This is a genomic window from Promicromonospora sp. NPDC050880, assembly GCF_044456525.1.
Classification (GTDB): domain Bacteria; phylum Actinomycetota; class Actinomycetes; order Actinomycetales; family Cellulomonadaceae; genus Promicromonospora.
This window is the reverse complement of the sequence record NZ_JBITFV010000026.1, coordinates 17703-36446: the sequence shown is the minus strand read 5'-3', so window position 1 is coordinate 36446 and position 18744 is coordinate 17703. Positions and strand designations below refer to the sequence as shown.

The 18744-nt window shown below is 72.6% G+C and carries 15 protein-coding genes; 10 read left to right on the top strand and 5 right to left on the bottom strand.

Annotated features, from left to right (window positions below; genetic code table 11):
• Positions 1-44: 44 nt before the first annotated feature.
• Positions 45-842, top strand: coding sequence for a glycoside hydrolase family 16 protein (locus ACIBBF_RS24570; protein WP_397418708.1), 798 nt, complete (start codon positions 45-47; stop codon positions 840-842).
• A gap of 65 nt (positions 843-907) precedes the next feature.
• Here ACIBBF_RS24570 and ACIBBF_RS24565 read toward each other — a convergent pair whose 3' ends face one another.
• On the bottom strand, positions 908-1981 hold the full coding sequence (locus ACIBBF_RS24565) for a LacI family DNA-binding transcriptional regulator (RefSeq protein WP_397418706.1): 1074 nt from the start codon (positions 1979-1981) through the stop codon (positions 908-910).
• Positions 1982-2035: 54 nt separating this feature from the next.
• Positions 2036-3580: a peptide MFS transporter gene (locus tag ACIBBF_RS24560; RefSeq protein ID WP_397418704.1), complete on the bottom strand. Its 1545-nt coding sequence runs from the start codon at positions 3578-3580 to the stop codon at positions 2036-2038.
• Positions 3581-3724: 144 nt separating this feature from the next.
• Between ACIBBF_RS24560 and ACIBBF_RS24555 the strand changes: the two genes are divergently transcribed.
• From ACIBBF_RS24555 to ACIBBF_RS24540, 4 genes are all read left to right on the top strand, one after another.
• A complete protein-coding gene (locus ACIBBF_RS24555; RefSeq protein ID WP_397418702.1) occupies positions 3725-3931 on the top strand; it encodes a hypothetical protein in 207 nt (68 codons plus the stop codon).
• Between the two features lies 1 nt (position 3932).
• On the top strand, positions 3933-5636 hold the full coding sequence (locus ACIBBF_RS24550) for an alpha-amylase family protein (protein ID WP_397418700.1): 1704 nt from the start codon (positions 3933-3935) through the stop codon (positions 5634-5636).
• Entirely contained in the window at positions 5633-6589 is a 957-nt protein-coding gene (locus ACIBBF_RS24545) for a TIGR03885 family FMN-dependent LLM class oxidoreductase (RefSeq protein ID WP_397418698.1), read from the top strand. Before ACIBBF_RS24550 ends, ACIBBF_RS24545 begins: the two co-directional genes overlap by 4 nt.
• A gap of 71 nt (positions 6590-6660) precedes the next feature.
• Positions 6661-8187: a lipase maturation factor family protein gene (locus ACIBBF_RS24540; protein WP_397418696.1), complete on the top strand. Its 1527-nt coding sequence runs from the start codon at positions 6661-6663 to the stop codon at positions 8185-8187.
• A 10-nt stretch (positions 8188-8197) separates the two neighbouring features.
• Here the strand turns inward: ACIBBF_RS24540 and ACIBBF_RS24535 are convergent, their stop codons facing one another.
• A complete protein-coding gene (locus ACIBBF_RS24535) occupies positions 8198-9388 on the bottom strand; it encodes a LacI family DNA-binding transcriptional regulator (RefSeq protein WP_397418695.1) in 1191 nt (396 codons plus the stop codon).
• A 233-nt stretch (positions 9389-9621) separates the two neighbouring features.
• On the opposite strand from ACIBBF_RS24535, the gene ACIBBF_RS24530 reads away from it, so the two are divergent.
• The 4 genes from ACIBBF_RS24530 (at position 9622) to ACIBBF_RS24515 (ending at position 14494) form a co-directional block, all read left to right on the top strand.
• Positions 9622-10773 (top strand): Gfo/Idh/MocA family protein, encoded by a 1152-nt coding sequence (locus ACIBBF_RS24530; protein WP_397418693.1) that lies wholly within the window; start codon positions 9622-9624, stop codon positions 10771-10773.
• Entirely contained in the window at positions 10766-11764 is a 999-nt protein-coding gene (locus ACIBBF_RS24525; protein ID WP_397418691.1) for an ABC transporter permease, read from the top strand. The genes ACIBBF_RS24530 and ACIBBF_RS24525 overlap by 8 nt, the downstream gene beginning before the upstream one ends.
• A complete protein-coding gene (locus tag ACIBBF_RS24520; protein ID WP_397418689.1) occupies positions 11761-12702 on the top strand; it encodes a carbohydrate ABC transporter permease in 942 nt (313 codons plus the stop codon). Before ACIBBF_RS24525 ends, ACIBBF_RS24520 begins: the two co-directional genes overlap by 4 nt.
• A gap of 160 nt (positions 12703-12862) precedes the next feature.
• A complete protein-coding gene (locus ACIBBF_RS24515) occupies positions 12863-14494 on the top strand; it encodes a hypothetical protein (RefSeq protein WP_397418687.1) in 1632 nt (543 codons plus the stop codon).
• 144 nt (positions 14495-14638) lie between these two features.
• On the opposite strand, the gene ACIBBF_RS24510 is transcribed toward ACIBBF_RS24515, so the two are convergent.
• On the bottom strand, positions 14639-16018 hold the full coding sequence (locus ACIBBF_RS24510; protein WP_397418685.1) for a family 43 glycosylhydrolase: 1380 nt from the start codon (positions 16016-16018) through the stop codon (positions 14639-14641).
• Positions 16019-16210: 192 nt separating this feature from the next.
• Here ACIBBF_RS24510 and ACIBBF_RS24505 point away from each other — a divergent pair, with 192 nt between their 5' ends.
• Positions 16211-16906 (top strand): DUF4232 domain-containing protein, encoded by a 696-nt coding sequence (locus tag ACIBBF_RS24505; RefSeq protein ID WP_397418683.1) that lies wholly within the window; start codon positions 16211-16213, stop codon positions 16904-16906.
• 137 nt (positions 16907-17043) lie between these two features.
• Here the strand turns inward: ACIBBF_RS24505 and ACIBBF_RS24500 are convergent, their stop codons facing one another.
• Positions 17044-18636 (bottom strand): DUF222 domain-containing protein, encoded by a 1593-nt coding sequence (locus tag ACIBBF_RS24500; RefSeq protein WP_397418681.1) that lies wholly within the window; start codon positions 18634-18636, stop codon positions 17044-17046.
• Positions 18637-18744 lie beyond the last annotated feature (108 nt).

The window sequence follows — 18744 nt, the reverse complement described above, 5'->3', positions numbered from 1 at the left end:
CAGCCGGCCACACCAACCCGCCACCCGTACCGATGGAGGTACTCATGCGATCAACGACGACGCAGCACCGCTCCACCGCACGCCGCCGGCTCCTGGGCCTGGCTCCGGCACTGGCCCTGGGCCTCCTGCTCGGCCTCACGGCGGTACCGGGCGTGACTCCCCCGGCCGCCGCCGTCGGCGGCAGCTTCACCGACAACCTCGACTCGTACAACACCGGACGCTGGAACAAGGCCGACGGGTGGAGCAACGGCGGCATGTTCAACGCCGGCTGGCGGGCCGACCACGTCTGGCACAGCGGCGGGGTCATGGGCCTGAACCTGAACAACACCCCGTGCCCGGGCGGCTGCTCCGGCAAGCCGTACGCCTCCGGGGAGTACCGCACCAACGAGCTGTACTCCTACGGGCGCTTCGAGGTCCGGATGAAGGCGGCGTCCGGGTCCGGGATCGTCACGTCGTTCTTCACCTACACCGGGCCGAGCGACGGCCAGCCGTGGGACGAGATCGACGTCGAGATCCTCGGCAAGAACACCTGGCAGATGCAGACCAACTACTTCACCAACGGGGTCGGCGGGCACGAGTCGATCATCAACCTCGGCTTCGACGCCGCGGCCGGGTACCACGACTACGCCATCGAGTGGTGGAACGGCGGCACGATCAACTGGTTCGTCGACGGCCGCCTCGTCCACCAGGAGAACGGCTCGCGCGGCCCGCTGCCGACCCGTCCGCAGCGCATCATGATGAACCTCTGGCCGGGGACCGGCGTCGACTCCTGGCTCGGGCCGTTCAACTACACCGGGCAGCGGACCGCCACCTACGACTGGGTCCGGTACACGCAGTACTGACCACGCAGTACTGACCGCCCGTCGCGCCTCGTCCTTCGGGCCTGGTCGTGCGGGGCCCGGCGCCGTCAGCCCGGCGCCGAGCCCCGCACGACCAGGCGCGTCGGCAGGATGACCGGAGTCGGCGACTCACCACCGATCAGGCGCACCAGCATCGTGGCCATCTCCTGGCCGAGCCCACGGATCGGCTGGCTGACGGTGGTCAGCGCCGGCTCCGTGTGGCGCGCGACCTCCAGGTCGTCGAAGCCGACCACCGCGACGTCCTCGGGGACGCGCCGCCCGGCCGCCTTGAGGGCGCGTACGGCGCCGGCCGCCATGTTGTCCGAGGCGGCGAAGACGCCGTCCAGGTCGGGGTGCGCGGCGAGGAGCCGGGTCGTCGCCCGGGCGCCGCCCTCGAAGCTGAAGTCGGCGTGCTCGACCCGGTCCGGGTCCAGGCGCGCCACCGCCATGGCGTCGGCGAACCCCTCGTACCGGGCGACCGACGCCTGCAGGTCCATCGGGCCGGTGATCGTGGCGATCCGCCGGCGCCCGGAGGCCAGCAGGTGCTCCGTGGCGAGCCGGGCACCGCCCCGGTTGTCCACGTCGACGTACCAGCGAGGCTCGCCGTGCAGCGGCCGTCCACCGAGCACCACGGGCAGCTCGGTGGCCGCCGCGAGCCGGTTCAGCGGGTCGTCCCCGCGCAGCGCCATGAGCATCACGCCGTCGGAGCGCCGGGACCGCAGCAGCCGCTCGAGCCGGGCCTGGCCGCGCTCGGAGGACGCGAGCATGAGCGTCAGGTCGAGCTCCGACCTGTCCAGCGCCGCCGCCACGCCCACGAGCACCTGCGAGAAGAACGGGTCGCCGAACAGCGCCGGGTCGTCGTGGGAGACCGCGAGGACCACCGACCCGCCCGTGCTCGTCGCCAGCGCCCGGGCGGTCGCGTTCGGCACGTAGCCGAGCTCGGTCGCCGCCCGGGCGACCGCCTCCCGCTTGGCCGGGCTCACGTTGCGCGCGTTGTTCATCGCACGGGACGCCACGGAACGCGAGACCCCCGCCCGCCGGGCGACCTCGTCGAGCGTGGGTACCTTGAGCGCCGGGCCCGGCACCTGCCCGGGCGAGGTCTCGCGACGGTCCACCGGACCAGCCGTCGTGGGGTCTGGCATGCGGGCAAGCCTAGTGCCGGACGGCGAGCCACCCGGGGCGACGCGTCCGCTCGCTCACTCCCCCGCCGTGCGCACGCCCTCCATCTGGTCCGCGCGCCGCACGTGCCGCGTGACCCACGGCCCGAGCAGCGCGAGGATCCCCGCGAACGCGAGCGCCACCAGGCCGATCCCGCCGAAGTAGGCGGTGTCCGACGCCCCGGCCGTGGCCTGGACGAGCTGCGCCGTGATCGCCTGCCCGGCGGCGGGCGCCAGGAACCACAGGGCCATCGCCTGCCCCTGGTAGGCCCGCGGCGCGAGCAGCGTGGTCGCGGCCAGGCCCACCGGCGAGAGGCACAGCTCGCCGAGCGTCTGGATCACGTACACGGCGGCAAGCACCCAGCCCGGCGTCAGGCCGTCGCCCGCTGCCGCCGACGCACCCGCCAGCACCAGGAACGACAGGGCTGCGAGCGCGAGGCCGATCGCGAACTTGTACGGCGTGGGCGGGCGGTCCTTGGTCCGCACCCAGAGCCAGGCGAACACGGGCGCCAGGACGATGATGGACGCCGGGTTGACCGACTGGAAGAACTCGGGGCTCACGGTGAACCCGAGCACCTCGCGCGAGGTGCGGTCGGCGGCGAACGTGGCGAGGGTGGTCGCCGCCTGCTCGAAGATCATGAAGAAGAGCATGGCCGCGACGAACAGCGGGATGTACGCGAGCAGGCGGGGCCGTTCGGCGTCGGTCACGCGCGGGGACCGGTACATGACCACGAAGAACGCGATCGGTGCGAGGAAGGCGACGTAGCTCAGGGTGTCGATGAGCGCGAGCAGCCCCCACTGCCCCGACACCAGCCGCGCCACCAGGTACACGAGCACGACGCCGCCCGCGACGACCGCGAACATCCGCGCCACCGCCGGCCGTTCGGCGGGCAGCACGGGGTTGGGCACGTGGTCGCCGGCGCCGTGCAGGTGCTTGCGGCCCAGCACGAAGAAGACGAGCGCGACGGCCATGCCCACCGCGGCCACCGAGAACCCGGCGTGGTAGCCCCACACGGCGCGGACGGCGCCCACGATGATCGGCGAGAAGAACGAGCCGATGTTGATGCCCATGTAGAAGATCTGGAACGCGGACTCGCGCCGTGTGTCGCCCCGGTCGTAGAGGGCGCCGACCATGGAGGACACGTTGGGCTTGAGCAGCCCGGTACCGAGCGCGACCAGCACGATGCCGAGGTAGGAGAAGCCGGCCGCCGGCACGGCGAGGCACACGTGGCCCGCGGCGATGATCATGCCGCCGTACAGGGTGGACCGCCGCGCCCCGATCACCCGGTCGGCGAGCCACCCGCCGACCACGGACAGCAGGTACACGCCCGTGCCGTAGACCGACACGACGGCCTCGCCCAGCGTCTGGTCGAGGCCGAGCCCGCCGTCGGCCAGGGTGTCGGTCAGGTAGTAGACCAGGATGGCGCGCATGCCGTAGTAGCTGAACCGTTCCCACAGCTCGGTGGTGAACAGGGTCATCAGGCCGAGGGGATGACCGAAGAACCGGCGGTCGTCCCCGGCCGCGACCGCGACGGACTCCGGCGGGGGCGGTTCTGACGGCGGTGTCGCCGAGCCTGTGCTCATGCCTCGATCGTCGGTGCCCGGCGGCCCCGGCGCACCTCGGACACGTCCTGTGCACCGCGGGTGCGAGCCACCGCGGCCCGTGGCACGGTTCGGAGGAGGAGCCGGCGGTCCGGAACCAGCCACGCCCGTGGACAGGAGACGACGATGACCGAACAGCCCGTGTACGACCCCGCCGAGGACCCGGACGCCGATCCGGACCAGCTCAACCCCCGCACCGGAGCGGCCGCGGCGGCCGCGGACGACGCCTCCGGCTCGGCGGCCGACACCGACCCCGACGCCGACGCCGACCCCGACGCCGACCCCGACGCGCTCAACCCGCGCACCGGCGGTCAGGCCCGTCGGGAGGGATGACATGGCGATGCGGTCCTCCTGGTACTCGGACGCCGTCATCTACCAGCTCGACCCGCGCCTCTTCGTCGACTCGGACGACGACGGCTGGGGCGACCTGCCCGGCGTCATCGAACGACTCCACTACCTGCGCGGCCTCGGCACCACCTGCGTGTGGCTGCTGCCGTTCTACCCTTCCCCGTTCCGGGACGGCGGGTACGACGTCGCCGACCACCTCGCCGTGGACCCCCGCCTGGGCGACCTCGCCGACATGGCCCGGCTGCTCGAGACGGCCGACGACCTCGGTCTGCACGTGCTCGTCGAGCTCGTCACGCAGCACACCTCCGACCAGCACCGGTGGTTCCAGGAGGCGCGGCACGACCGGAGCTCGCCGTATCGCGACTACTACCTGTGGTCGGACGAACCGAACAACGACATCAAGCCGATGTTCCCCGACGTGGAGCCCGACACCTGGACGTGGGACGACGAGGCGCAGCAGTTCTACCGGCACGGCTTCTACGCCCACGAGCCGGACCTGGCGCTCGACAACCCCCGGGTGCGCGACGAGCTCCACCGCATCGTGTCCTTCTGGCTGCGCATGGGCGTCTCCGGCTTCCGGGTCGACGCGGTGCCCCTCATGCTCGAGCGCGCCCGGGCCGCCCGCCCCGACACGAACGGGCAGTGGCTCGTGCGCGACCTGCAGGCCGCCGTGTCGGCCCAGCGTGCCGGCGCCGCGCTGCTCGGCGAGGTCGACGTCGAGCCGGACCGGTACGCCGACTACTTCGGCCGCGACGGCGAGCAGGGCATGACCATGCTGCTCGACTTCTGGACGAACAACCACCTCTTCCTCGCGCTGGCGCGCGGCGTGGCGGAGCCGCTGACACGCGCCCTGCGGGCCCAGCCCGCACCCCCGCCGGCCTCGACGTACGCGCACTGGCTGCGCAACAACGACGAGCTGGACCTGGAACGGCTCACGGCGGACGAACGGAAGGAGGTGCTGGACGCCTTCGCCCCCGAGGACTCGATGCGTGTCTACGACCGCGGCATCCGGCGGCGCCTGGCCCCGATGCTGGGCGGCGACCTGCGCCGCCTCGCCATGGCCCACGCCGTCCTCTTCTCGCTGCCCGGGCCACCCGTGCTCCGGTACGGCGACGAGATCGGGATGGGCGACGACCTCGGCCGGCCCGAGCGGGAGGCCGTGCGCACCCCCATGCAGTGGTCGACGACGCCGTCCGCGGGGTTCTCCCGCGCGCCGCAGGACCGGTTCCCCGCGCCCGTGATCACCGGCGAGTACGGTCCGCAGAAGGTGAGCGTCGACGAGCAGAGCGTGCGGGACGGCTCCCTGCTGCACCGGGTCGGCGGCCTGCTGCGCGCCCGGCTCGGGCTCAGCGAGCTCGGCCGGACCCGGCCCGAGCCCTGGGACGTGGGCGTGCCGTCGGTGCTCGCACTGCGGTACCAGGTCGAGCAGTCGAGCGTGCTCCTGCTGGCCAACCTCGCGGACGAGGACGTCGTCGCGACCCTGCCGGCCGACGAGGTCTCCGCGCTGCAGACGGGTGCCGCGCGCTACGTCGACGTGCACGTCGACCAGGACTACCCGGCCGTGGAGCCCGACGGGCGCATCCCCCTGACCGGCTACGGGTACCGGTGGCTGCGCCGCACGATCGACGGCGCGTCCGGGCACGACGCCTCCGGCCACGGCGGTGACCCGGACGACGGAGCGGGCACGTGACGGTCCTCGGGTTCCACGTCTCCCACGAGCAGCTCCACCCGGCGGAGGGGTTGCGGGCGGCCCGCCTCGCGCAGGACGCCGGCTTCGACGCCGCGATGTGCTCCGACCACCTGGCGCCGTGGAGCGAGCGACAGGGCGAGTCCGGGTTCTCGTGGTCCTGGCTCGGCGCCGCGCTCGCCGCCACCGGGCTGTCCTACGGCACCGTGTGCGCTCCGGGCCAGCGGTACCACCCGGTGATCGTGGCACAGGCGATCGCGACCCTCGGGGCCATGTACCCGGGGCGGCTGTGGGTGGCCCTCGGTTCCGGCGAGAACCTCAACGAGCACGTGACCGGGGACCCGTGGCCGCCGAAGGCGGAGCGTGACGCCCGCCTGGCCGAGTGCGTCGAGGTGATCCGTGCGCTCCTGCGCGGCCAGGAGGTGGACCACGCCGGTCTGGTCGTCGCCCGCCAGGCGCGGCTGTGGACCCTGCCGGAGGTGGTGCCCCCGCTGGTGCTCCCGGCGTTGACGGTCGCCACGGCCCGCCGGCACGCCGTGTGGGCCGACGGTCTCGTCACGGTGAACAAGCCGGCCGCCGAGCTGCGGCAGATGGTCGAGGCGTACCGCGAGGCCGGCGGGGCGGGCGAGGTGGCCGTCCAGGTGCACCTGTCGTGGGCGCCGACCGTCGAGGAGGCCGAGGCGATCGCGCTCGACCAGTGGCGCACGCTCACCGGTTCGCCCGCCGTGGCCGCGGACACGGCCACGACGGCCCGGTTCGACGCCCTGGGCCGGGACGTCGGCATCGAGCAGGTGCGGCGCGCCGTGCTGGTGGACGCAGACCTGGGCGCGCTCACCGCGCGGCTCGCCGCGCTTCGCGACGCGGGCGCCGACCGTCTCTACCTGCACCACGTCGGACGCGAGCAGGACGCGTTCGTCGAGGCGTTCGGTGCGCACGTGCTCCCGGCGCTGCGCTGAGCGGCCACGAGCCACCGCTGCGTCGCAGGAGCCGACTGGGGAGTGTCCCGCGCCCTGGCTACGGTGGCCACATGGCAGACACCCTGCCCGCCGCGCTGCCCGACTGGCTCGGCTGGTGGTCGAGCACGGACTACGACGTCGCGCGCACGTTGCTCCAGCGTGGCTTCGGCGCGCTGTACGCGCTCGCGTTCTGGGGTGCGCTGCGCCAGTTCCGGCCCCTGCTCGGAGAGCACGGCATCGCCCCGGTCCCGCGGTTCGTCCAGCGCACGCACTGGCGGGACGGGCCGTCGCTGTTCCGCCTGCGCTACTCCGACCGGCTGCTGGTGACGGTGGCGTGGTGCGGCGTGCTGCTCGGCGTGAGCGTCGTCGTCGGGCTGCCGCAGGCGGGACCGTGGTGGGTGCCGGCGCTCGTGTTCCTGGTGCTGTGGTGGTGCTACCTCTCGCTGGTCAACGTGGGGCAGACGTTCTACGCCTTCGGCTGGGAGACGCTGCTGTGCGAGGCCGGCTTCCTCGTCGCCTTCCTCGGGTCCGACGCCGTGGGCGTGCCGCTCGTGACGATCCTCGCGGTGCGCTGGCTGCTGTTCCGCCTGGAGCACGGGGCCGGACTGATCAAGTGGCGCGGCGACCGCGCGTGGCGGGACCTGACGGCCCTGTACTACCACCACGAGACGCAGCCGCTGCCCGGCCCGTTCTCGTGGCACGCCCACCACCTGCCGCGCCGGTGGCACCGGTTCGAGGTGGTCGGCACCCATGTGAGCCAGCTCCTCGTGCCGTATCTCCTGTTGCTGCCCCAGCCCTTCCCCTCGGTCGCGGCCGCGGTGTTCGTGCTGACCCAGGGCTGGCTGGTGCTGACCGGAAACTTCGCGTGGCTCAACTGGGCCACCATCGTCCTGGCGCTCGGAGTGGTCGACGACGGCACCTGGGCGTGGCTGGGCGGCCTGGTCGGGCTGCCCGACGGCGGAGCCGGGGCGGCCGACGGCGGAGCCGGGGCGGCCGGCGCACCGCCGGCGCCGCTCGCCTTCGTGATCGCGGTCTCCGCCGCGGCCCTGCTGCTGCTCGTGCTCTCGGTGCGGCCGGCGCTGAACCTCGCCTCCCGCAACCAGCGCATGAACGCGAGCTTCGAGCCGTTCCGGCTGGTCAACGCCTACGGCGCGTTCGGCTCGGTCACCCGGCACCGCGACGAGGTCGCCGTCGAGGGCACGCTCGACCAGGACCCCGGTCCGGGCAGCTGGACCGAGTACGAGTTCCGGGGCAAGCCCGGGCCCACGGACCGCCGTCCGCCCCAGGTGGCCCCGTACCACCTGCGGCTGGACTGGCTCATGTGGTTCCTGCCCCTGGGTCATTCCAGCCGCTGGTTCACCGTGTTCCTGCGCCGGCTCCTGGAGGCCGACCCCGCGACCCTCCGCCTGCTGCGCCACGACCCGTTCGCCGGACGCCGCCCCGTCGCCGTCCGGGCGGTCCTGTACCGCTACCGGTACACGACACCCGACGAGCGCCGGCGTACCGGCGACTGGTGGGTGCGGCAGCGCCTCCACCTGGCCATGGACCCGGTGCGGCTGGTCGACGGGCAGCTCGTGGACGGGCGGGCGGCGGGCTGAGCGCGCGGGCTCAGGCGGCCGGGACCGGCCCTGTCGACTCCCGCCAGATGATCGTGTTCAGCGGCGCGTCCGCCGTCGTCGTGCCCGGTCCCGGCGGCGCGACGGAACCCGGGCCCTGGCCAGTGCCCGGGTCGGTGCCCGCCCCAGAGCCCGACGCAGGGCCCGTCCCAGAGCTCGTCCCAGAGCCCGTCCCAGGATCCGGGCGGAGCGTCGCGACCAGCCGGGCCATCGCCGCCCGCCCGAGCTTGCGGTGGTCCACGTGCACGGTGGTGAGCGTGGGCTGGAGGTAGGCGCCGAGCTGGTTGTTGTCCCAGCCGGTGACGCTCAGGTCGCCGGGGATCGACCAGCCGCGCTCGCGCGCGCCGAGGATCACCCCCGCGGCCCCGACGTCGCTCGCCGCGATGATGGCGGTCGGGCGGTCCTCCTCGGGCAGGGCGAGCACGGCGGCGCGCGCGCCCTCCGCCGACCAGTCGCTCTCGATCACGCGCGCGGGGCCGAGCCCCAGGCGCTCGATCGTCTCGACGAACACGTCCCGGCGGCCGCGCGCGGAGGCGAAGTCGAGGGCCCCGGTGATGTGGAGGAACCGCCGGTGGCCCAGCTCCGCGAGCCGCTCGACCAGGTCGGCGACCGGGGAACCGTCGGCGAGCTCACCGACGCCGCGGAACTCGTCGTCGTAGTCGGCGGACACCACTATCGCCGCCCGGTCCGGGAAGCGGTGCTCGGACTCGGGCGGGAGCGGCGCGAGCGCGAGCACACCCTCCACCTGACCCGAGTCGGCGAGCTCCAGGACCCGCTCGAACCGCTGGGCGGGCCCGCCCTCGACGCTGAGCGCCTCGATCGTGTAGCCGTGCTCGTGGGCCACCTCCATGACGCCGCTGAGGATCTGCGGCGGACCGTACGTGGCCACGGCGGGCAGCAGCACCGCGACACGACCGCTGCGCCGGGTGCGCATCGACCGGGCGGTCAGGTTGGGCCGGTAGTCGAGCTCGCGGACGGCGCTGCTGATCCGGGCGACCGTCTCGGGCCGCATCTTGGAGTCGTTGCGCAGGTAGCGCGAGACGGTCTGGTGCGACACGCCCGCCGCCTTGGCGACCTCCCAGATCGTCGCCCGCCGGCCCGGGCCGGCGGCCTGCCGGGCGGGACGGCCGGACGACGGCGCGTCCTGGGCCGCCTGGTCCTGTGTCGAGCTCTGGTTCGTCATGCCCCGTCCTCGCCTGTCTCCGGCCCTCTGTCGGTCCTGTGTCGGTCCTGTCCGCGGGCCGGTGCCCGGCCTGGCTCCCGGGACGATCATCCGGACGAACATTCTGGCACCATCTCCCGCCTGCCTCCCGCCCGCCAGCCGGGCGGTCACGAGCCGGGACCCTTGCAAAGTGATCGATCACCTCCTACGGTATCCCGGAAACAGTGATCGATCACCCTGCGATGGAGCAGCCCGTGAAGAAATCCCCCGCACCCCTGCGTGCCGCCGTCGTCGGCGCCGGTGGCATCGCGCGCGGCAGCCATCTGCCGGCCCTGGCCGCCCTCGGCGACCGGGCCACGGTGGTCGCCCTCGTCGACGTCGACACCGAGTCGCTGCACCGGACGGCGGACGACTGGTCGGTCCCCGGCCGGTACACCGACCTGGACGCGATGCTGCGCACCGAGCACCCGGACCTCGTCGTCGTCGCGACGCCGCCCGGCAACCACCGGGAGACCGCCGTCGCGGCGCTCGACGCAGGCGCCTGGGTGTGGTGCGAGAAGCCGCCCGCCCTGTCCCTGGCCGAGTACGACGAGATCGCCGCGCACGAGCGTGAGGGCGGGCCGTACGCCGCCTACGTGTTCCAGCACCGGTTCGGCAGCGGCGCGGAGCGGCTGCGCGCCCAGCTCGCCGACGGCTCGCTCGGCCGCCCGCTCGTCGCCGTCTGCCACACCCTCTGGTACCGCCCGCCTGCCTACTTCGACGTGCCGTGGCGCGGCCGCTGGGAGACGGAGGGCGGCGGCCCCACGATGGGCCACGGGATCCACCAGATGGACCTGCTGCTGTCCCTGCTGGGCGACTGGCACAGCGTCACCGCCGAGATGGCCACGCTGGACCGCGACGTGCGGACCGAGGACGTCTCGCTCGCGATGGTCCGGTTCTCCTCCGGCGCGGTGTGCTCGGTGGTCAACAGCCTGCTCTCCCCCCGGCAGTCCAGCTACCTGCGGTTCGACCTCAGCGACGCGACCGTCGAGGTGGAGCACCTGTACGGGTACGGCAACGACGACTGGCGCTGGACCCCCGCACCGCACGTCACGGACACCGACCGCGTGGCCGGCTGGCCCCCTGCCGACGACGTGCGCAGCTCGCACGCCGCCCAGCTCGCCTCGCTGGTCGGCTCGTTCGAGCGCGGCGAGCGCCCCCGTGCCAGCGGGGCCGACGGGCGCCGCTCCCTCGAGCTGATCACGGGCATGTACCGGTCGGCCCTGACCGGCCGGACCGTGCTGCGCTCGGAGCTCACCGGGGACGACCCGTTCGTGGCCGCGCTGCACGGCGGCGATCCGGAGGGGGCCACGCGGCGGCTGCACGCCGGTGCCCGCCCCGACGTCGAGGAGTCGTCCCATGCCTGAGCGCCTGGCGACCTCGCCCGAACGTCCGCCGGCCGGGGCGGGCACGACACCGGCGCCGCCCTCGCCGCAGACCCGGCGTCACCTGCCCTGGTGGAAACGGCTGGCGCGGGACCGTGCGGTGCTGCTGCTGGCCCTGCCGGGGATGGCGGTCATCATCGTCTTCCAGTACCTGGCGCTCGGCGGCAACGTCATCGCGTTCCAGGACTACCAGCCCTACCTCGGTATCGAACGCAGCCTGTGGGTCGGCTTCGAGAACTTCCAGATCCTGTTCTCGGGCGACCCGGAGTTCCTCGCCGCGCTGCGCAACACCCTGATCATCACGCTGCTGCAGACCGTCTTCGTGTTCCCGGCGCCGATCATCCTGGCGCTGCTGCTGCACAGCCTGGTGTCCAACCGCGTGCGGCAGATCGTGCAGTCGGTGCTCTACCTGCCGCACTTCCTGTCCTGGGTGATCGTGGTGGCCGTGTTCCAGCAGGTGCTCGGCGGGGCCGGCCTGCTGAACAACTTCCTGCGGTCGCACGGCTGGGAGCCGATCGACATCATCGGCAACGCCGACGCCTTCTACGCCCTCATCACGTCGCAGGTGATCTGGAAGGACACGGGCTGGGCGACCATCCTGTTCCTGGCGGTGCTGGCCGGGATCGACAAGTCGCTGTACGAGGCCTCGGCCGTCGACGGCGCCTCCCGCTGGCGTCAGACCTGGCACATCACCCTGCCGGGCATGCGGCCGATCATCATCATGCTGCTCATCCTCAAGCTGGGCGACTCCCTGAGCGTCGGGTTCGAGCAGCTCATCCTCCAGCAGCAGGCGGTCGGCCTCGGGGTGTCCGACGTGCTCGACACCTACGTCTACAACCAGGGCGTCCTGGGTGGGTTCTGGGGTGTCGCGGCCGCCGTCGGACTCGTGAAGGGCCTGATCGGCCTGGCCCTGGTCCTCGTCGCCAACAAGACCGCCCACGCCTTCGGCGAGGAAGGGGTGTACCGAGCATGAGCACGACCATGACAGCGGGGGCCGGCGAGAGCACGGGCCGCGGCACCCGGAGCGCCGTGATCGACGGCGTGGCCATGCCCGGCCCGTTCGAGCGGACCGTCAAGGGCATCGTGCTGACCATCGCCTGCGCGCTGGTGATCCTGCCGTTCGTCGGCATCGTCTCCACCAGCCTGGCCACGCCCGAGCAGGTCACCGAGGCCGGCGGCTTCGTGCTGCTGCCCACGGGGATCGACCTGAGCGCCTACCAGATGATCTTCGCCGGCGGCGTGGTCACGCAGGCGCTCTGGATCAGCATCCTGGTCACCGCGATCGGCACCACGCTGAGCCTGGCCCTGACCACCACGCTCGGCTGGGCACTGAGCCGCAAGGGCGCGTTCGGCGTGCGGGCGATGCTGCTCGTGGTGCTGATCAGCCTGCTCTTCAACCCCGGCATCATCCCGAGCTACCTCGTGGTCCAGCGGCTCGGCCTCCTGGACACGCTGTGGGCGCTGATCATCCCGACGTCGGTCTCCGCCTTCAACGTGGTGGTCGTGCGCGCGTTCTTCGTGCAGCTCCCGAACGAGGTGATCGACGCCGCCCGGATCGACGGCGCCACCGAGTGGCAGCTGTTCTGGCGCATCGGCCTGCCGCTGTCCAAGCCGGTGCTCGCCGTCGTCGGCCTGTTCTACGGCGTCGGCTACTGGAACGCGTTCTTCAACGCGCTGCTCTACCTGTCGGACGCGAGCAAGTGGCCCCTGCAGCTCGTGCTGCGCACCTACGTGGTCGACGGCGCCCAGCTCGGCTCGCAGGACCTCGGCATCGACGCTGCGTCCCTGCCACCGCAGACGTCGTTGCAGATGGCGATCCTCGTGGTCTCCATCGTGCCGGTGCTGCTGGTCTACCCGTTCCTGCAGCGGCACTTCGCCAAGGGGATGCTCACCGGCGCCGTGAAGGGCTGAGGTCTTCTCAGTGTCGCGGGTATCGCGTCGCTGGAATCCCGTCGCGGGAATCACTCGAACCACTCGGATCACCCGATCACTCGATCGCTCGATCACTCGATCACTCGATCACTCGATCACTCGATCACTCGATCACTCGATCACTCGATGAGGAGTAGTCATGAACAGCTTTCTGACCGATCCCGGCCTCAGCCGCCGCAGCCTGCTCAAGGGAGGGAGCGTGCTGGGCGCCTTCGCGCTGCTCGGCCTGGCGGGCTGCAGCAACGAGGGCCGCGGCGGCGACGCCCTGGCCGGCAACGCCTCCGTGGTGCTGCCCACCTACGTCCCGTACACCGGGGTGCCGATGGACATCAAGGGCACCGACGGCGTGCCCGACACGATGCTGAGGTACCCGGCAGCCCCGAAGGCCGTGACCGACGGCCCGCCCGGGGACGGCAAGGACGTCGGCATCTTCGGGCTGACGAACACGCCCGTCCCGCCGTCGGTCGAGGAGAACGCGTACTGGCAGGCGCTGCACGAGCGGCTCGGGTTCGCCCTGACGATCGCATTGACCCCGGCCGGTGACTACTCCGACCGGTTCCAGACCACGGTGGCCGGCGACCGGCTGCCGGACCTCTTCGAGATGTTCCCCGCCGACGTGCCCGGCCTGCCGAGCCTCCTGGAGGAGCGGGCGACCGACCTCACCGACCTGTTGTCAGGAGACGCGGTCAAGAAGTACCCGTTCCTGGCGAACATCCCCACCGAGAGCTGGCAGTCCTGCGTCTACAACGGCAAGATCTTCGCCGTGCCGGTGCCCCGCGGGCCTGCCCAGAGCGGCGTGTTCTACGCCCGCCAGGACTGGTTCGACGCCGAGGGCATCGACCCGAACGTGAAGTCGGCCGAGGAGTTCTACGACCTGTGCAAGGAGCTCTCCGGCGGCAACACCTGGGCGCTCGGGCGCGTGCCGCTGGGGCACCTCCGCCAGATGTACGAGATCCCGAACGGCTGGTCCGAGGACGGCGGCAAGCTGACCAGCGCGAACCTGCACGAGCGTCAGCAGGAGGCGCTGGAGCTCGGCCGGCGCCTGGTGGCCGACGGCTTCGTGCACCCGGACGGCGTCCCGGCCACCCAGCCGCAGCGCAAGACGTGGCTCGTCAACGGCACCATCCGGATGCTCGACGACACGTTCAGCGCCTGGCCGGACTTCTCGAACTACCCGATCGACGACCAGTTCCAGCTCTCGGTCGCGCCCCCGCCGCTCGCCGAGGGCGGCGGGACGGCGGGCATCCACCTGGGCGCGCCGGTCCAGAACATCACGTCCATCAGCGCCAGGTCCGAGTCGCGCGTCGAGGCCCTGCTCGACGTGCTGAACTACCTGGCCGCCCCGTTCGGATCCGAGGAGCACCTGTTCCGGACCTACGGCGTCGAGGGCGTGCACCACGAGCTCGACGGCACCGACCCGGTCCTCACGGAGAAGGGCCGCACCGAGATCCAGCTCGGCCTCAAGTACGTCGTCGAGGGCCCGTGGGTGAACTTCCAGGCGGGCGACCCCGACGTCGCGCAGGCGGAGCACGACGCCCAGGCCGCCGTCGTGCCGACGGCCGTGCGCAACCCGGTGCAGGGCCTCTTCAGCGACACGGCCAGCCGCAAGGGCGGCCAGCTCGGCGAGCGGCTCGTGTCCGCGGAGAACGACATCCTGGCCGGGCGCAAGCCCGTCAGCGACTGGTCGGCGGCCGCCGACGCGTGGGTGAGGGGCGGCGGCGACAAGATCCGCGACGAGTACGAGCAGGCCCTGGCGGAACGAAACGGCTGACACGCCGGATAGTGCGCTTCTACCCAGCGATTGCGCCCAAGAACCATCGGGTTTCCGGGCGTAATCGCTGGGTAGAAGCGCACTTTCGGGTGCGGGCGGGGACGGACGCGGGGTGCCGGGCGCCAGCGGCCGGCGCGGCGAGTGCTAGCTGCCCGGCCGCCGGGCGACGTAGAGGCGGTTGCTGTCCGGGCCAGTCCACTCCAGGCGGACGACGCCGGCCGCCGCCGCGTCGCCGACCCGCGCCGGGTCGGACCAGGAGCCCGCGGCCGGGTTGCGGAAGAAGGTCGCCCACGGCTGGCCGTGGTGATCGAGGAAGAAGTTGTTGTGGCCCGCGCCGACCCCGGCGGTCCAGCGCTCCGAGTAGGGCCCCTCGAACCGGTCGGCGACGGCGACGACGGCGTCGTACTGGTACTGGACGCGACCGGTCCCGGGCGGGTCGTACGCGTTGCGCGTGCTGCCGTCGGCGTTGGTCGAGGTGCGGTCCCACGCGGCGTGCACGAGGAAGTACCTGCCGCCGTACCGGAACACGTACGCGCCCTCCAGGTACGGCTCGGGCGTGTAGGGCGACTGCTGGAAGAGCGGCAGGTTCGTGGTGGGGACGATGTCCTCCATGTCGTCGCGGAACGGCGCGTACAGGTGGTTGTGCAGCACCAGCCAGGCGTCGTCGCCCTCGGTGTACATGCTGCCGTCGATGTGGTGGTACGCGCCGGGCGCGATGAACGACGGGCCACCGATGAACGGGTCACCGAAGGGCTTGTGCACGTTGCCCTCGGCGAGCCGGTACGGGCCCTCGGGACCACCCTCGCTGACCAGCAGGAACGAGCCCACCTTGGTGGAGTGGTCGCCCATGCAGGCCACGATGTACCAGGTGCCGCGGAAGTAGTGCACCTCCGGGGCCCAGGCGTTGCCGCGCTTGCCGAACTGGCCGTGGTCGTCCCAGTACTCCTGCCACGGGGCGACGACGGTACGGCCCGGCCGGTTCTCCCCGGCGAACTCCGGGGACCAGACCTTGCCCCGCTCGGCGTCCGGCCGGATGCCCGTGGTGTCGGCGAGGCGCCACGGACCGCGCAGCGACGGCGCCGTCCACAGGAAGATGCCGTCGTTCCACGGGCCGGCGGCCGGGAGCCCGGGTGAACGCGTGGTGCCGGTCGCGACGTAGACCGGCCGGCCGTCGACGACGAAGCAGTTGACGTAGGTGTCCCGGATCCAGACCCGCCCCAGCTCCTGGTCCCGGGGGCGCAGCTCCAACGGCAGGACGAAGGAGTTGTCGTCGCGCGGCCACAGGTCGGTGCGGGTGTCCGCGACGCCGTAGGGCTCGGGATCGGGCCAGTTGCGGGGGTAGCGGCCTCCGTGCGACGCGGCGGGCGCCCCACCCCCGGCCGTCCCGCGCGCCTCGCTCCGCCCGGGCGCCGCCGCAGCCGTGACGGGGAGCGCGAGACCCGCCACGAGTGAGCCGGCGACTCCTGCGGCACCCGCCAGGACCGACCGCCGGTCGACGGGGAGCTCGTTCCCGAAGCCAGTCATCTGCACCGTCCTCCTTCCGCGCACGGCACCGGCGCCGCGCGTCGGATCGGACGCTAACCAGTGAGATTTCGCCGCTCAAGACACGACAGAAAGGTTCCCGGGGAGCGGGACGGATGCCTGTGCGGCAGGTGCGCCCACCGTCCCATCTACTCCATCGGTTGCTTCGGTCAACTCCCGTCGTAGGGTGAAAACGTGATCACTCGACAGCGCAAGACCTGGCCGTACGGAGTCGCGGCCGCCGCCCTGCTGCTCGCGACCACGGGCTGCTCGGGCACGTCCGCCGACGACGGCACCACGTCGGGGACACCCACCGCGGAACCGTCGGTCACCACGTCGGCGCCGAGCACCACGGAGTCCCCGTCGGACGGCTCGCAGCCGACCGCCACCGACACTGCACCCGGCGGCACCCCGACAGCGTCGGACGGGGCGGGTGACGGCGCGGCCCCGGAGTCGACGCGCTGCCTGACGCCGGACCTCGCCGGGAGCCTCGCGCCGATCGAGGGTGGCGGGTCGGCCGGGCACTACGAGGTCGCGATCGTGCTGACCAACACGTCCGGCACCGACTGCGTGCTGCAGGGCTGGCCGGGCGCGTCCTTCGTCGGGGACGGCGACGGCACGCAGATCGGCGCAGCCGCGACCCTCGACCGGTCGAGCCCGCACGAGCCCGTGACGCTCGCCCCGGGGGACGCCGCGCACGCCGTCGTGCTCGTCTCGAACGCCGAGAACTACGGCGACGAGTGCCGGCAGACGCCCGCGGACGGACTCCGCGTCTACCCGCCCGGGGAGACCCGATCGCTGTTCGTGCAGGACGACGAGCTGACGCTCGTGGGCTGCGCGAGCGCGGAGCAGGAGCTGCTGGAGGTGGGCGCGTTCCAGCCGGGTGAGTGATGGGTGGCCGGTGCTGGACGAACCGTGGCCCCTCGGAGAGGCGCGTTCCAGCCTGGCCGCCGGGCCGCGCCGGAGGAACCCTGACTCGCCTCGCAGTGCATCCCCGTGGTCTGCGGTGCGTCCTCGCCGGTGCGGGGTCATGCGGCTCGTGTCTCGGGCAGGCCGTCGATGGGTTCGGGTAGCCCGATGGGCTGCCCGTAGGTGTCGGTGAAGGCCCAACCGGTCTCGAGCAGGGTGGCCCCCGTGGCCCCGGTGGTGGGTTTGCCTGTCCAGTGCATGGCGATGCCTCGGGCATCGACGAGCTGGTGGTGGTACCAGCACAGCAGGGCGCTGTTGGCCACGCTGGTGGATCCGCCCTGGGCCCAGTGGGTGATGGCGTGGTGGACCTCGCACCGGGAGGGTGGTTGATCGCACCCGGGGTAGACACAGTGCCGGTCACGGGCGATCACGGCACGGCGCATCTGCCCGGTGACCGTGCGCTGGGCACGACCCACGTCCAGTGCCGCACCGTCGGAGCCGAACACGATCCGGGTGATCGCACTGTCGCAGGCCAGGCGGCGCAGCAGGGCACGCGGGACCCGGTCACGGGACTCCGTGAACACCGCACCTCCGGCAAGACCCACACGTCCGGCGGTCGCCGCTCGGCCTGGCATGGCCTGCCCGCAGGTGACGCACAGTCCTTCACGGGTGCGGGTGACCTGGGTGGCCAGCTCCGACCAGGACACCGTCACGTTCAGGTGCGGGCGCACCGCAGCCCCGGGCGAGGCCTGATCGGTGTCCAGCACCACCCGGGCCAGGTCCGCCAACCCGTGCGCACGCCGCTGCCCCGGGGACCGGTCGTCTCCCACGGCCGGTACGCCCATCACCCCACCCAGCGCTGCCTGCACCAGGGCCCCGTGCTCGTCGGTCAGGAACCCCGTCACATGGAAACCACCCAGCGTCCTGGACAGGTCCAGGAACTCACCCTGGGCTGCCTTGTCATCCAGGACGTCGTCCGTGTCCGGGTCGACCACGGTGGCGAACCGGCGTGCCACCACCCGGAACTGGTCCGCGTTCAACCCGTCCGCCTCACCCAGCACCACGGCCTCGCCCGTGACCACGGTTCCCTCAGAGACTGCGCCCTCCAGCACCCGCGTGATCAGGTCCCGCGTCCTGGAGCCGTCCGGGTCGTCGACCGGGTCGGGGAAGTCCACCGGCACCGACTGCACGAACACCTCCGGTGTCGTGGGCTCACCCGTGCGGGTATCGATCAGCCACGCCAGCGCATCCCGCCGCGTCCCGCTCGTGGGTGCCGTCTCCGCCATCACCCGGGCATGATCCACGCCCAGCCGCCCCGCCAGCACCCGGTCGCGGGTCTCGGGCAGCGCCTGCTCCAACCGCCGCGCAACGGACACGTCCTGACGCGCCGTCGAAGCCGACACACCCTCCCGCAGGCGTAGCCACGACGCGAACGTCCGCGACATCCCACCCGTACGCCACGACCCCTCCTCCTCGATCCGCGGCAGCACCACCCATCGGACACCCTCCAACCGGCCCACCGCCCGCCACACCCGGCCGTGCATCTCCACCAACCGCGACACGGCGGGAGCGCCCCATCCGTCAAGGACCCCCGACGCCACCAGGCCGGCCAGATCCTCCACCGCCGCCTCGATCCGGTCCAGCACCCCCTCCAGAGAGCCGGCCGGGCACGCCTCCACGGACATGTCGACGCCGGCCGAACCGCCCGACATCCCACCCGCAGCCCCGCACTCCCCAGCCACAGGCGTGCCACCAGGGCCACTGCCCACAGCACCATCCGGAGCACCGCCCGGGATCGTCCCGCTCACCGACCACTCCAC